The following is a 13,224-nucleotide window of genomic DNA, read 5'->3' on the forward strand; positions in this document are numbered from 1 at the left end:
CGTCAAAGCCCTACAAAACGAGTTGAAACCCGAACGCTATGTTCAGCAGAACACTGACAACCACGGTGGTAATCGCGCTTGTTCTCGCCATGTTTGTGGCCTGGGCCGGGCATACCTATACGTTGTCAGTGACACCGAAACAGCCAGCTTGGGAGATTGCGCAAGACGCCCATCACTCCCATGAACAGCAGGCCGAGATGTCGTGTGCGAGCTGCTCGGATCACTATCACTCGCCGCTGACCCCTGACCATCAGCACGAAACGCCACAGCTCACCTCCGCGTTGAGCTTGGCCGCGCAGCCGAAGCTCTCTTTGCGGGTCGATGCCCCACGCTATTCCGTTCCCCGTCCGCCGATTTTCTTGATTGAGCGGCCACCCCGTCCTTCGTTCGCATCCTGACCATGGCCGCCCTGCGGCCTTTGATCCCTGCAACGTAGGATTGATCTATGTATTCGCACTCGATGAGCGGCGTTGACGCACTTACTGCGCCTTCGCGTCGCCTGCTACTGCTGCTTTTTTTATTTGTCGCGTCACTTTTCCTCGCAATGCCCGAGGCGATGGCTCATGCCGTCGCCGAAGGTGACAAGGGATTCATCCAGGAAAGCTCCGGCGTCATGTTGCTGCCCTTCATCTACATGGGCGCCAAGCACATGATGACGGGCTACGACCACCTGCTGTTTCTGTTCGGGGTGATCTTTTTCCTCTACCGCCTGAAGGATGTTGGGCTCTACGTCACGCTATTCGCCGTAGGCCACTCGGTCACGCTGCTGCTGGGCGTGCTGACCGAGGTCAGCATCAGCTCCTACATCATCGACGCCATCATCGGATTCTCGGTGGTGTACAAGGCGCTCGACAACCTGGGTGCATTCCAGCGCTGGTTCGGCTTCCAACCCAACACCAAAGTGGCCACGCTGATCTTCGGCCTGCTCCATGGTTTCGGTCTGGCCACCAAGATTCAGGAATACGAGATCTCGCCTGATGGCCTGATTCCGAACCTGATCGCCTTCAACGTTGGTGTCGAGATTGGCCAATTGCTGGCCCTCAGTGCGATTCTCATTCTGATGGGGTATTGGCGGCGCACCGGCAGTTTCTGGCGCCATGCCTACACCGCTAACGTCGCCATGATGTGTGCCGGTTTCCTCCTGATGGGTTACCAGATCACCGGTCTGTTTGTCTCCGCGTAAGGAATTCTGACCATGTTTAATACTCCGCTTCCAACCGTTAATGAATTGCCTAGCACTCGCAAACTCGTGCGTTCGACTGTCATTGCACTGCTGACTGCGGTCGGTCTGCTGGTGACCGTGGTCATGCCTTCGGAATATGCCGTTGATCCTACGGGTGTGGGACGCGCACTGGGCCTGACCCAGATGGGCGAATTGAAGATCACCCTTGCCCAAGAGGCATTGGCGGATGCAGCGCCGCCGCAAGCAGTAGCTCCAGCTCCAGCTCCAGCTCCAGCTCCAGCTCCAGCTCCAGCTCCAGCTCCAGCTCCACAGATTGCGCAAATCCAGCCTGCTGCGTTACCTGCGACCCAACCAGCGGCTACACCTGCCCCAGCTATGAAGTCGAATCAAATGACCGTCACACTCAAACCGGGTGAAGGGACAGAGATCAAACTTGAAGTGCTGAAGAACAAGACAGTCAGCTATGAATGGGCAGCGGCTGGCGGGCCTGTGAACTACGACACCCATGGCGAGCCCTACAACGGTGAAAAGGGTTACTTCCACAGCTACAACAAGGGCAAGCAGGTCAAAAGTGATAAAGGTGAGTTCACCGCCATTTTTGACGGTACTCACGGCTGGTTTTGGCGTAATCGCAGCAATAACGACGTGACCATTTCGTTGAAGACGAGCGGTGACTACCTGAACGTCAAACAGTAATCCGAAACCAGCAACGGTTGTCCTTCTGCCAAAACGCGGGACTCAGCCTGACCACAGACCATTTTTTTCATCCATTTTTGTAGAGTCTTCCCATGAAAACCCCAACTTCTCTGATTCGTTCGATTCTCCTGATCTGCTTCCTAGGCCTGATGACGGCATGCGGCGGTGGCGAGAAAGGCGCAACCTCCGAGAGCGCCGAGCACGGACATTCGCACGAGTAACACCCTGAAACAAACAAGGCCGCGATTGCGGCCTTGTTTGTTTCTATGTGACGACACTGTCCTCTGGGCCAGCGATTGAGTGACACAAAATGAATGTCGGCTTTGGGTCGATTGTCGCCCTTTGGGGCGGGCAACAATCGGCCAGGAGCGGTCATTCCAATTCTGTTTGCGCGAAACCTTGGAATTGGCCAACACGCCCTCATAACAGTGGCTATACACAACGCTCCCGAGAGGAAGGACAGACCATGACCAGACACACCGAAACTGCCATTCTCGCCGGCGGCTGCTTCTGGGGCATGCAGGATCTGCTGCGGCGCTATCCCGGTGTGCTGCACACGCGGGTCGGTTATACCGGCGGCGATGTGCCGAATGCCACCTATCGCAACCATGGCAACCACGCCGAAGCCATCGAGATCGTCTTCGACCCTGCCGTAATCAGCTACCGGCAGATTCTTGAGTTCTTCTTCCAGATACACGACCCCAGCACGCCCAACCGTCAGGGTAACGACCTGGGCCCCAGCTATCGTTCGGCGATCTACTACCTCAACGAACAGCAACGCGACATTGCCGAGGACACCGCTGCCGATGTCGATGCTTCACACCTGTGGCCAGGCCGAGTAGTCACCGAAATCGAACCAGTGGGGCCTTTTTGGGAGGCGGAACCAGAACACCAGGATTACCTCGAACGTATTCCGAACGGCTACACATGCCACTTCATCCGCCCGAACTGGAAGCTCCCCAAGCGCGCCTGAAAGTCGAGTTTGTGAGGCGCAGAGGTGACCGCTTCCGACCGTTTTCCGCCCTTACGACAGGCAGCAACCAGCCAGGAGCGCGAGGTGGACTCACCAACAATACTTGCCAGCATCCCCGGCACTGAAGGTTTCCTCCTCCTCTTATGTGACGCCTCGAACACCGGGCTCGCAATATCGCCCGATGATCTCGAACAATCGATGGCACGATGTCGCAAGGTAAGGTTCAGACGCTGTGGCAACTCCGAGCAACAGGCCGGAGGAGCTCCCGGACGGCGTCGCGAACCACGCTGACAAAGGCGATGGGGCCATGCCAAAGGTCATCGCTTCCCGAACGATTTGCACGTCGGGTGCCCCGTCGGGGAGTCTGAGAAGCACGGCCAGGCCTGCCTTGACCCACTCTGCATCGTGCATTCGTAACTGCTCGCATAACGCGTCACGCTGGGCAACATACAGTCGCTTGAGCCGACGGACACGCCGAATGTAGTGGCCTTCGCGCATAAATTGAGCCGTGGCGAGTTGAATGACGGGTGAAGGCGCGGGGGCAAGCGTCGTCGCCACCTCGGAGAACGCAGTAATAAGTTCGGTTGGCGCTACAACAAATCCAAGTCGCAGCCCCGGGCTCACAGTCTTGCTGAAAGAACCTATGTGGATAACCCGTTTACCCTCGTCCAAAGACGCCAAGGCAGGGGCCGCCCGGCCTTCCAGTTGCAGCTCGCTGAGGTAGTCATCTTCGATGATCCAGGCGTCGCTGGAGACCGCCCATTCGAGCAGTTGAAGCCGTCGCCTCAATGACAGAGTCGAGCCCAAAGGCGCTTGTTGACCGGGGGTCAGGACGGCTAATGCAGCGTCCGCGGCCTTCTCGATTCCGTAGTCTACGTTGAGGCCTTCGGCGTCCACCGGAATCGGAATGACATTCAAGCGAGCGAGCTCCAACCCCTTGCGGGTAAGAAAGAATCCGGGCTCCTCCATCCAGACCTTCTTACCGTCCAGACCTAACACCCGCAGTGCAAGCCCTAAGCCGGAGCTGTATCCCGACGTGATGAACACCTGCTCAGGGAGGCAGTGCAGGTTTCTGGAGATGGAGAGATAGCCTGCAATCTCTCGACGCATCTCATATTCCCCGCGAGGATCGGGATAGATCAGTGACGAGAAAGATCCTGCTTTCAACAGATTGGACGAGCGCGCGCGTGCGAAAAGCTTTTCCAGGCCATCAAACGCTGGAATACCGAGCTGAAAGATTGCAGGTCCAGTGTTCACCCGCTCATAGGCGCTCATAAAAGCTCCAGGCCCCGGTGGTGCCGGTTGAGCCGTCGCGGCACGGGGGCGTGGCGCCACGCGTGTGCCCTTTGCTCCGAATGTTTCGATCATTTGGGCGTCGGCTAATCGTTCATACGCCGTTTGAACGGTCCCGCGCGCCACACCAAGGTGCGCGGCGAGATCCTGCCACGAAGGCAATCGAGTACCTGGTGTGAGCAGGCCTGACTCTATTGCCCTGCTGATACTCAAACGAATCTGCTCTGACAGGGACAGCTTTGCTGTTCGGTCGAGCTGGATTTGCAGGTCTGAATTCATATTCTTGGTACACACAAAGGTGGGTGATCTTGGTTCTTTTATTCGTACCATCGACGGTACAAGATTTAAAGACCAAGCCGGAGAAACCTACCCCCTCATCCATAGGAACCATCATGACCAACGCCGTCATCGAATGTATCGTGAGTCGCAGTGCCGCCAAGTACTACGACCCTGCCGCCACTTTGAGCGACGACCAAATCCGTGAGTTGGTGCGAATCGGCACCACGGCACCAACGTCCTTCCATATACAGAACTGGCGCTTCATCGCGGTACGTACGCCTGGAGCCAAAGCCCGGTTGAGTCCTATCGCCTGGAATCAGCCCCCGATCACTGAAGCCGCCGTTACCTTCATCATCTGCGGCCAACTGGCCGATTCCAGCGTCATACCCGAACGCCTTGCGCCGCTGGTGGAAGCGGGCGTCATGCCCGCAACGATGGTGCCGGATTGGGAACTCCCCGCGCGCGATTTGTATTCAGAGCACCCACAGCGCCAGCGTGACGAGGCAGTACGCACCGCCACCTTCGGTGCGTCGGCGATCATCTATGCCGCCCGCTCGCTAGGCCTGGGTTCGACGCCGATGATCGGTTTCGATGCCGAAGCGGTGGCCCGCGAATTCGGACTGGCTGAAAACGAAGTGCCGGTCATGTTGTTGTCCATAGGCGCGGAACGTCCGGGGAACTGGGCTCAGAAGCCGCGCCGTCCGCTGTCTGATGTGTTGGATCTCGTTTAACTGTTAATAAACCAGGTAATTGACGGAGACTACAATGCCTAGAAGTGCAGTTCTAAAGCCGGAACAAGTGCCGGCCGATTCGAAACCGACTCTCGATGCGTTCACCAGGAACATCGGGTTCACTCCAAACATGATGATGACCTTCGCGCAGAGTCCAATCGCGTTCAACTCATGGGCTACTCTGCTCGGCTCCTTGAGCAAAGCGCTCGATCTGAAGACGCGTGACAGTATCGGCCTCGCCGTCTCCGAAGCGAATGGCTGCAACTACTGCCTGACGGTTCACAGCTTTACGGCCGAGCATATGGCCAAGCTGTCGGCCGATGAAATCATTCTCGCTCGCAAGGGCCATGCCCCCGACCCGAAGCGCGACGCTGCCCTCCAGTTCTCCCACAAAGTCATCGAGACTCGCGGCAAGGTCAGTGACGCTGATCTGAAAGCTGTCCGTGATGCGGGCTACACCGATGCGAATATCATGGAGATTGTCGCGTTGGTGGCCATGTACTCCCTGACGAACTTTTTCAATAACGTGTTCGATCCCGAAAAGGACTTCCCTGCCGTTACGCTGGCTGGCTCGATCTGAGTTCGATCCGCCCCGCAAATACCGCGTATAGGCAAACGGTACTCACATTCGCGACGGTCAGGCCCGGACCGTCGCTACCGTCCCGAAAAAGTCCCATTGACGAATCAACAGCCGTTCCTGAGCGTCCAGCTTTTCCACATGAGTATCAGATGAGCACATGCAAAGAATAAGACATACATAAATAAGCGAACACGAGTCTTGCTGTTCAGGTTAACGTGAAAAACAGATCTGCCCCCGCGCCCTCACTCAAGAACCTCATTTACTTCGCACCATTAAATTGACTTATCTTTAGCAGTTTCTTCAACTGGAAAACACATACTGTCCTTTGACTTTTCTCGGTGAAAAAAAAGCCAAATCCGGAAATAACTTCTGGCGAACGTAGAATATATAAGCAAACATTCCGAGCGCTATGGCCGAGCCGATAAACATTGTAATGGACCCTGAAGCCAACCCGTCCACCTGCCTCGCTACCGAGCCCATGGACAGAATAATATATGCATTGTAAGCGCCTGCCAGATGATTGTAGAACCCCCAGGCAAACAAGAGCGGGATAAGTGCGCCCAAACCACCAACGACCCATCTGGCGTTAGGCCCAATAGTCGAACCTGCAATAAATCCGACTAGAAGAACGAGTGCAGCCCGGATAAACATGAGTGTAATAACGGCATTAACCTTGCGGTCATGTATATCGCAGAGGTAGGGATCAGCAGTTGAAGCGATCAACCTGGCAAGCAGACGGTCCTTGACCCCTTGGCCTGAAAGCCGAGTGAATACTTCCGATTTCGGTACTCCGGACGAGATCAGGTCTTTTACTTTGGCTTTAGCTTCTTTTTTGTTCATGTTAGTGACGACTCCGTGGCACAAGGGCAATTTGTGATGACGCCTGAAGCGAGGTGATCACGTTTTCACGAGCCTGCTGAACGGTGTTCCCCCCAACACGTACAGGTAGCTGACCAAGCATAGCCACTAATCTGCCACTAGACTGCCTTCAGCCAAACACGGCCGGTGGTCGTCGCATTACGACTGTCGCCGGCGTTTGGCTAAGCTTAGTAAATCAGGACGAACCGAAACCTTAAGTGATAGCGGCCATCAACGGATCCGGATTGGCATAAAGGCGGCACTCCCAAGGGAGACGACTATGTATGCGGTGATAAGAACCTACCTGGGTACTGGAGCAAAGCAGCTTTTCGAGCTGTTGGAAGAGCGCAATGCCGACGTCGAAGCGACCCTGCGGACAGTGCCTGGCCTCGTTAGCTACACACTGTTGAATACGGGTGACGGTGGCACGGCGGTGACTGTTTGCACGGACAGGGCCGGCAGCGATGCGAGCCTGAAAGTCGCGCGTGAATGGATTCAGAAAAATGCCTCGAATATCCACGCGAAACCGCCGATCGTAACGGAAGGCCCGGTCATTGTGCAGATCAGCTAGCGACCGATCCGCAGGATAGTGAGTGCTATACTTTTTTCAGATTGCACGGGGTGTGCAACGTTCCCCACAGTACAGCTACCGACTGCTGCCGGACAGAGGAGGTCTGCAGCAACCCGAGATGGGAGGTGTTGCATGAACCGGCACTATTACATCAGTGACAATCTCAACGATCTTGAAAACGTTGAATATGAATTGGAAGCCAGCGGCATCAATTCCGAACAGATTCATGTACTCAGTGAAAAAGTTGCTGATGTAGAAGAACATCACCTCCACGAGATCAGCTCGTTAATGGAACAGGATGCTGTTCACTCTGGTGAGATTGGTGCGGTGATCGGTGTGCCACTCGCGGCATTGGTACTGGTTGGCGCCTATTGGATGGGCTGGACCGAATCCGCCGCAGGCTGGATGCCCTTTATCTTCCTTGCCATTGTTGTATTGGGCTTCTGCATCTGGGAAGGCGGTTTTTTTGGCTTCCAGGTGCCGAACACTCACTTCCGCAATTTCAAACAGGCAGTAAAAGAAGGCAAACATATCTTCTTCGTGGATGTTGAACCGAATCAGGAATCGGTACTGGATCAGGTCATCAAACAGCATCCGAAGCTGAAGATCGCCGGCACGGGAGCGGCAGCCCCCCACTGGACGGTGGCCTGGCAGCACAAATGGCATCAGTTCAAGCGAGTGATATCCGGTTAGCCCGGAGACTCGAGGCCATCCGAACGCTGCTTACTGACCAAAGAAAATGACCCGGCTGAGGAAGACATAGTCTGCCTCGGTGGCCATCAGCCCGATGAGCACCAGTAAACACAAAGGTGGCACCAATATGGCGTAGACCATCGCCAGGCGCTCCCATGCCATATGCATGAAGATGGAGACAATCAAACCTGCCTTCAACAACATGAAAGTGATAATCAGAGACCACCGAAGATAACCATGGAAGTGGAAATAATCGACAAGGTACGACAGCGTGCTGAGGACAAATAACAGCCCCCAGATCTTAAGGTACAAACTGATTGGATGTTGCTGACCCTGAGCATGTGCCATCACTCGTGCTCCTCTACCATAAATAGAAGAATGCAAAAATAAATACCCACACCAAATCCACGAAGTGCCAATAGAGCCCGGCTATCTCGACGTTCTGATAGTTTCCGGAGCGCTCATAGTCTCCGCGCCATACTTTCAGCGCCACAATGCTGAGATAGAGGGCGCCGATTGACACGTGCAGTCCGTGAAATCCGGTAATCATGAAAAAGCTGGCACCAAATTGCGCGGCTCCCATGGGGTTCCCCCAGGGACGGACCCCTTCTGCGATCAGCTTGCTCCATTCGAATGCCTGCATGCTGACGAAAGTCACCCCCAGGGCAGCCGTGGCCAGCATCAGCGCCGTGGTTTTCGCGCGATTACGGCGATAGGCGAAATTGACGGCCATGGCCATGGTGCCGCTGCTGCTGATCAGCACAAAAGTCATGATGGCGATCAGAATAAGCGGGATTTCCCTGCCGCCGATCGTCAATGCGAACACTTCACTGGGGTTCGGCCAGGCGCTGGTGATGGTCATGCGTACCGACATGTAGCCGGTCAGAAAACAGGTGAATATAAACGTATCGCTGAGCAGGAATATCCACATCATCGCCTTGCCCCAGGGCACCTGTTTGAAGGCCTCTTTATCCGAGGACCAATCGCTGGCGATGCCCTGCCATCCCGGTGCAGGCGGCGAACCTGGTGGATTGGATGAACGGGGCTCGACTTGGGCTTGTGAGTGCAATGCCATGGCTGTTACCTCAGGCCGCAGAATCTGGCGATGGCTTCATAGGTTTGCGGCGTGCTGGCCAGCAGCGCGAAAAGCACGAACCAAAGGCCCAGCAAGTAATGCCAATAGATGGCACAGAGCTCGACGCCGGCGCCAAGTTGCGCCAGTGGCACATGACGCAGGAATCTGGCGACGATCCAGCACCAGGCGATCAGCCCGCCCAGCAGGTGGAGCCCATGCAGGCCGGTCAACAGGTAGAAGAAACTGTTGGCCGGATTGCCGGCGACAAAGTAGCCCCAGGCGACAAACTGCTGCCAGACCCAGAGTTGCCCCGCCAGAAAGGCAATGGCAAAGACACCCCCCAATGCAAAACCAACGACAGTTGCGCCCGGCCGAGCCTTTCGCGCGGCCATGCGCGACCCTTGCAGTGCGATGCAACTCAATACCAGAAATGCCGAATTCAACCAGAGCGGCCGCAGATTGCCTAACGGCGCCAAAGGCTCTGTCAGGGGGAGCCAGTCGGCCATTTGTGAACGGGCAATGAAGGCGATCAGGAAGAGGAAGAACAACGAACTCACCACCACCAGAAACAAGCGCAGCCCTACCCTTGCGGTTTGCCTTCTATTGGCATCCTCGGCGGCCTGAATACCCTCAGGGTCGCGACTCCAGCTGCCGCCGGGATCAGCGCCGTCGGCGTTTCTCAATAGCAGCCTGTTCATGTCTTGATGTCCGCCCTGGTTCCGGCACTGAGTTGCCGCATCTGCTCCAGTTCCTCGGCGGAGACCGTTTGCGGCACGAAATCCTGCTCGATCCCCGGCACACTGTAGTCATACGCCCAGCGATGCACGACCGGCAATTTCTCTCCCCAGTTACCGTGTTTCGGCGGAGTGTCCGGCGTTTGCCATTCCAGGCTGGCCGCGCCCCAGGGATTACCGCCTGCCGGCTTGCCCTTGAATGCACTCCAGGTCAGGTTGAACAGGAACAGCAACTGGGAAACGCCGACAGTCAATGCGACCACCGTAATGAAGGCATTCAAGTCTTGCGCGGACTGCGGGATGAACGCGTAGTTTTCATAGGCGTAGTAGCGACGGGGCATGCCCTGGAAACCCAGGTAGTGCATGGGGAAGAAGATGGCGTAGGTGCCCAGAAAGGTAATCCAGAAATGCAGCTTGCCCAGGGTGTCGTTCCACATGCGCCCAGTGACTTTCGGGTACCAGTGATAAATGCCGCCGAACACCACCAGTACCGGAGCGACCCCCATGACCATATGAAAGTGGGCCACGACGAAATAGGTGTCCGAGAGCGGGATGTCCACGATCACATTGCCGAGAAACAACCCGGTCAGACCACCGACCAGGAAGGTGACGATAAAGGCCAGGGCAAACAGCATTGGCACGGTCAGGTGGATGTCGCCCCGCCACAGGGTCAATACCCAGTTATAGACTTTCAGCGCGGTCGGCACCGCGATGATCAAGGTGGTGACGGCGAAGAAAAAGCCAAAGTACGGGTTCATTCCGCTGACATACATATGGTGTGCCCAGACCACAAAACTGAGTACGCCAATCGCAATAATGGCCCACACCATCATTCGGTAACCGAAGATATTTTTACGCGCATGGGTACTGATCAAGTCGGACACCAGGCCAAATGCAGGGAGTGCAACGATGTAGACCTCCGGGTGGCCGAAGAACCAGAACAGGTGCTGGAACAATATCGGGCTGCCACCCTGGTGATCGAGCTGCTGCCCCAGCGAGATCATCGCCGGCATGAAGAAGCTGGTGCCCAACAGCTTGTCGAACAGCATCATCACCGCACTGACAAACAATGCCGGGAACGCCAGCAAGGCCATGATCGAGGCCATGAAGATGCCCCATACCGAGAGCGGCATGCGAAACAGGGTCATGCCGTGCGTGCGCGCCTGCAACACCGTGGTGACGTAGTTCAACCCGCCCATGGTGGCCGCGACAATGAAAATCGCCAGTGAGACGAGCATCAGGACAATGCCCCACTCGACCCCCGGTGTCCCCTGGGTGATCGACTGTGGCGGATAGAGCGTCCAGCCGGAACCTGTGGGGCCGCCCGGGACAAAAAAACTGCTGAGCAACACCAGTACCGCCACCAGGTAAAACCAGTAACTGAGCATGTTGACATAGGGGAAGACCATGTCGCGGGCGCCCACCATCAGCGGGATCAGATAGTTGCCAAAGCCACCCAGAAACAAGGCCGTGAGCAAATAAATGACCATGATCATGCCGTGCATGGTCATCGCCTGATAGTAAGTACTGGCGTCCATGAACGCCAAACTGCCGGGAAAGCCTATCTGCATGCGCATCAAGCCGGACAACACCAACGCGATAAGTCCCACGAAGATGGCCGTCAACGAATATTGAATGGCTATGACCTTGTGGTCCTGACTCCAGATGTATTTGGTCAGGAAACTTTTGGGCTCGTGCAGCGCTTCTGTTTCGGCTTGCTCCGCATAGGCCATCACGTCACCCTCCTGCCGAAGTTTCAGTGTTTTCCTGGCTGCTTTACGGCTACTTCCCTGGCTCCGCGTTGTTCGCATCAGTGTCAGCATTCGCTTTGGACTTGATGAAAGCGATCAGTGCATTCAGCTCCTCGTCACTTGGAGCCAGAGCCGGCATGACGGCGGCATAGCCCTTGACGATTTTGGCGTTGGGATGAAGAACCGAATCCTTGAGATAGCCCTCATCGACCTTTACGCTCGTATCGTCGGCAAAGGTTTCCGTCTTGCCATACAGGCCCTGCCAGCTGGGGCCGACGCCCTTGTTGCCATCGACACTGTGGCAAGCCAGACAGCCGAGCGACCCGGCCAGCCGCTGCCCCTGCGCCACCAGGTCTTCACCCGGGCTCGACGTTTCGCCGGTCGAAGGTTCATCGTCTTGCCCCGCGGCACCCAGTGATTTGATCAGGGCGATGACAGCACCCAGTTCATCGTCCTTGAGAGTATAGGCCACCATGACCGGCGGGTAGCCCTGCACCAGTCGGGCCTTCGGATCGAGAATCGACTCCTTCAGGTAGGCCTCGTCGACCTGCACACGGGTGCCATCGACAAGCTGTTCAGTGCGGCCGTACAACCCTTTCCATCCCGGGCCGAGACTGGCACCGCCATCCTGGCTATGGCAGGCCTTGCAGCCGAGTTGTTCGACCAACTGGCGGCCTTTTTCCACCACGCTGTCTCGACCGGGTTTGGCCGCTGTCGTCAATGTCTGCGCAAAAGTCGGTTGGCCTTTGAGCCATTGATCGAAGACGCCCTGCTCTTCCACGATCATATGGCCGCGCATGTTGTAATGACCTACGCCACAGAACTCAGCGCAAAGGACTTCGTATTTTCCGGTTTTAGTCGGCGTAAACCAAAAGTACGACACCATCCCAGGCACCATATCCATCTTGCTGCGAATTTGCGGTACATAGAAATCGTGCAGGACATCTTTAGCCCGCAGCAAGACTTTCACCGGCCGATCGAGCGGCAGGCGAACCTCATTATTCATGACAAGCACATCGTCCTGCCCGGCAGGATCCTTGGGATCAACGCCGAGGGGATTGGCCGAATCGACAAACCTGATATCCGACTTGCCCAACTTCCCGTCCTGGCCGGGAAAACGAAAGGCCCACTGCCACTGCTGGGCAATTACTTCAAGTTCGTAGGCCTCTTTCGGCACCCGGATGAAGTCGTTGTAGACAACCAGGCCTGGCGCCAACATCCCGGCAATACCTAGTGAGGTCACGATAATCAACCACAGTTCCAGCTTTTTGTTTTCCGGCTGGTAGGCCGCCCTGGCACCCTCCTTGTGACGATATCGCATCACCGCGACTGCCATGAATACCGTGATGGCAATGAAGAATATTCCGCTGATGATCAGGGTGATGAACAGGGTGGTGTCTATGGACCCCCAGTTGGAAGCTGCCGGCGTCGCATGCCAGGGCGCCAGTATGTGGAATAGCACTGATGCAATAACGATTAGTATCAGGATAATTGCTATTGCCATTTCCTCTTCATCCTATTCCTGTTGTTCATTGGTTACGCAAAAGCATCGCCACTGACATCCAAGCAAGGCAGACAAATACCACCCGTCCGGGCGGCAAAGTCCGTAAGAAGTATAGAGCCCATCGGGTTGTACCGTGGGCTTGGCCAGCGAGGTCCGGCGACCGGCTATACTGAATGTCTGATGGCGAACAGCAGAGATCGGTCGGAAGCGGTGCCAAAAGACGAACTCTGCCATTAAGTAGTCATCAAACATGAGTGATGGCATTGAGCAGGGACGACAGCCACAGAGTCCAGCAATCCAACT

Annotated in this window: 14 protein-coding genes; 7 read left to right on the plus strand and 7 right to left on the minus strand. The window is 56.0% G+C overall.

The window, feature by feature from the left end; all coding sequences use genetic code 11:
• The first annotated feature begins 445 nt into the window (after positions 1 to 445).
• From ACM6J5_RS01610 to msrA, 3 genes are all read left to right on the plus strand, one after another.
• Entirely contained in the window at positions 446 to 1,183 is a 738-nt protein-coding gene (locus ACM6J5_RS01610) for a HupE/UreJ family protein (RefSeq protein ID WP_414927662.1), read from the plus strand.
• 12 nt (positions 1,184 to 1,195) lie between these two features.
• Positions 1,196 to 1,879, plus strand: a complete 684-nt coding sequence (locus tag ACM6J5_RS01615) for a transmembrane anchor protein (RefSeq protein ID WP_414927663.1) — start codon at positions 1,196 to 1,198, stop codon at positions 1,877 to 1,879.
• Between the two features lie 466 nt (positions 1,880 to 2,345).
• The gene (msrA, locus tag ACM6J5_RS01620; RefSeq protein WP_414927664.1) at positions 2,346 to 2,852 is read left to right on the plus strand and encodes a peptide-methionine (S)-S-oxide reductase MsrA; all 507 of its coding nucleotides are present in this window, start codon (positions 2,346 to 2,348) and stop codon (positions 2,850 to 2,852) included.
• 141 nt (positions 2,853 to 2,993) lie between these two features.
• On the opposite strand, the gene ACM6J5_RS01625 is transcribed toward msrA, so the two are convergent.
• Positions 2,994 to 4,475 (minus strand): PLP-dependent aminotransferase family protein, encoded by a 1,482-nt coding sequence (locus ACM6J5_RS01625; protein ID WP_414927665.1) that lies wholly within the window; start codon positions 4,473 to 4,475, stop codon positions 2,994 to 2,996.
• Positions 4,476 to 4,537: 62 nt separating this feature from the next.
• On the opposite strand from ACM6J5_RS01625, the gene ACM6J5_RS01630 reads away from it, so the two are divergent.
• A complete protein-coding gene (locus ACM6J5_RS01630; protein WP_095941780.1) occupies positions 4,538 to 5,155 on the plus strand; it encodes a nitroreductase family protein in 618 nt (205 codons plus the stop codon).
• A 34-nt stretch (positions 5,156 to 5,189) separates the two neighbouring features.
• Positions 5,190 to 5,735 (plus strand): carboxymuconolactone decarboxylase family protein, encoded by a 546-nt coding sequence (locus ACM6J5_RS01635; RefSeq protein ID WP_414927666.1) that lies wholly within the window; start codon positions 5,190 to 5,192, stop codon positions 5,733 to 5,735.
• Between the two features lie 300 nt (positions 5,736 to 6,035).
• Here the strand turns inward: ACM6J5_RS01635 and ACM6J5_RS01640 are convergent, their stop codons facing one another.
• A complete protein-coding gene (locus ACM6J5_RS01640; protein ID WP_414927667.1) occupies positions 6,036 to 6,575 on the minus strand; it encodes a hypothetical protein in 540 nt (179 codons plus the stop codon).
• Between the two features lie 298 nt (positions 6,576 to 6,873).
• On the opposite strand from ACM6J5_RS01640, the gene ACM6J5_RS01645 reads away from it, so the two are divergent.
• Positions 6,874 to 7,164: a hypothetical protein gene (locus ACM6J5_RS01645; RefSeq protein ID WP_414927668.1), complete on the plus strand. Its 291-nt coding sequence runs from the start codon at positions 6,874 to 6,876 to the stop codon at positions 7,162 to 7,164.
• Positions 7,165 to 7,296: 132 nt separating this feature from the next.
• Positions 7,297 to 7,857, plus strand: a complete 561-nt coding sequence (locus ACM6J5_RS01650; protein WP_095941776.1) for a hypothetical protein — start codon at positions 7,297 to 7,299, stop codon at positions 7,855 to 7,857.
• A gap of 30 nt (positions 7,858 to 7,887) precedes the next feature.
• Here the strand turns inward: ACM6J5_RS01650 and ACM6J5_RS01655 are convergent, their stop codons facing one another.
• The 5 genes from ACM6J5_RS01655 to ACM6J5_RS01675 are packed head-to-tail and all read right to left on the minus strand — an operon-like array spanning position 7,888 to position 12,921.
• Positions 7,888 to 8,205 (minus strand): cytochrome C oxidase subunit IV family protein, encoded by a 318-nt coding sequence (locus ACM6J5_RS01655; RefSeq protein ID WP_008053359.1) that lies wholly within the window; start codon positions 8,203 to 8,205, stop codon positions 7,888 to 7,890.
• Positions 8,206 to 8,218: 13 nt separating this feature from the next.
• Positions 8,219 to 8,932, minus strand: coding sequence for a heme-copper oxidase subunit III family protein (locus ACM6J5_RS01660; protein WP_095941775.1), 714 nt, complete (start codon positions 8,930 to 8,932; stop codon positions 8,219 to 8,221).
• A gap of 5 nt (positions 8,933 to 8,937) precedes the next feature.
• Positions 8,938 to 9,630 (minus strand): cytochrome c oxidase subunit 3, encoded by a 693-nt coding sequence (locus tag ACM6J5_RS01665; RefSeq protein ID WP_414927669.1) that lies wholly within the window; start codon positions 9,628 to 9,630, stop codon positions 8,938 to 8,940.
• Complete coding sequence (gene ctaD / locus ACM6J5_RS01670; RefSeq protein ID WP_095941773.1) at positions 9,627 to 11,399, minus strand: cytochrome c oxidase subunit I; 1,773 nt, start codon at positions 11,397 to 11,399, stop codon at positions 9,627 to 9,629. The genes ACM6J5_RS01665 and ctaD overlap by 4 nt, the downstream gene beginning before the upstream one ends.
• Positions 11,400 to 11,448: 49 nt before the next feature.
• Positions 11,449 to 12,921: a c-type cytochrome gene (locus tag ACM6J5_RS01675; protein ID WP_414927670.1), complete on the minus strand. Its 1,473-nt coding sequence runs from the start codon at positions 12,919 to 12,921 to the stop codon at positions 11,449 to 11,451.
• Positions 12,922 to 13,224: the final 303 nt, after the last annotated feature.

The organism is Pseudomonas sp. IT-P74, from assembly GCF_949768175.1.
In the GTDB taxonomy this organism is placed as follows: domain Bacteria; phylum Pseudomonadota; class Gammaproteobacteria; order Pseudomonadales; family Pseudomonadaceae; genus Aquipseudomonas.

Excerpts from the sequence above, each read along its gene's own strand:
- ACM6J5_RS01610 (WP_414927662.1), top strand. The coding sequence starts at position 446 with ATGTATTCGCACTCGATGAGCGGCGTTGACGCACTTACTGCGCCTTCG.
- ACM6J5_RS01645 (WP_414927668.1), top strand. The coding sequence starts at position 6,874 with ATGTATGCGGTGATAAGAACCTACCTGGGTACTGGAGCAAAGCAGCTT.
- ACM6J5_RS01630 (WP_095941780.1), top strand. The coding sequence starts at position 4,538 with ATGACCAACGCCGTCATCGAATGTATCGTGAGTCGCAGTGCCGCCAAG.
- ACM6J5_RS01635 (WP_414927666.1), top strand. The coding sequence starts at position 5,190 with ATGCCTAGAAGTGCAGTTCTAAAGCCGGAACAAGTGCCGGCCGATTCG.
- ACM6J5_RS01675 (WP_414927670.1), bottom strand. The coding sequence starts at position 12,921 with ATGGCAATAGCAATTATCCTGATACTAATCGTTATTGCATCAGTGCTA.
- ACM6J5_RS01665 (WP_414927669.1), bottom strand. The coding sequence starts at position 9,630 with ATGAACAGGCTGCTATTGAGAAACGCCGACGGCGCTGATCCCGGCGGC.
- ACM6J5_RS01660 (WP_095941775.1), bottom strand. The coding sequence starts at position 8,932 with ATGGCATTGCACTCACAAGCCCAAGTCGAGCCCCGTTCATCCAATCCA.
- ACM6J5_RS01625 (WP_414927665.1), bottom strand. The coding sequence starts at position 4,475 with ATGGTACGAATAAAAGAACCAAGATCACCCACCTTTGTGTGTACCAAG.
- ctaD (WP_095941773.1), bottom strand. The coding sequence starts at position 11,399 with ATGGCCTATGCGGAGCAAGCCGAAACAGAAGCGCTGCACGAGCCCAAA.
- ACM6J5_RS01655 (WP_008053359.1), bottom strand. The coding sequence starts at position 8,205 with ATGGCACATGCTCAGGGTCAGCAACATCCAATCAGTTTGTACCTTAAG.
- ACM6J5_RS01640 (WP_414927667.1), bottom strand. The coding sequence starts at position 6,575 with ATGAACAAAAAAGAAGCTAAAGCCAAAGTAAAAGACCTGATCTCGTCC.
- ACM6J5_RS01615 (WP_414927663.1), top strand. The coding sequence starts at position 1,196 with ATGTTTAATACTCCGCTTCCAACCGTTAATGAATTGCCTAGCACTCGC.
- msrA (WP_414927664.1), top strand. The coding sequence starts at position 2,346 with ATGACCAGACACACCGAAACTGCCATTCTCGCCGGCGGCTGCTTCTGG.
- ACM6J5_RS01650 (WP_095941776.1), top strand. The coding sequence starts at position 7,297 with ATGAACCGGCACTATTACATCAGTGACAATCTCAACGATCTTGAAAAC.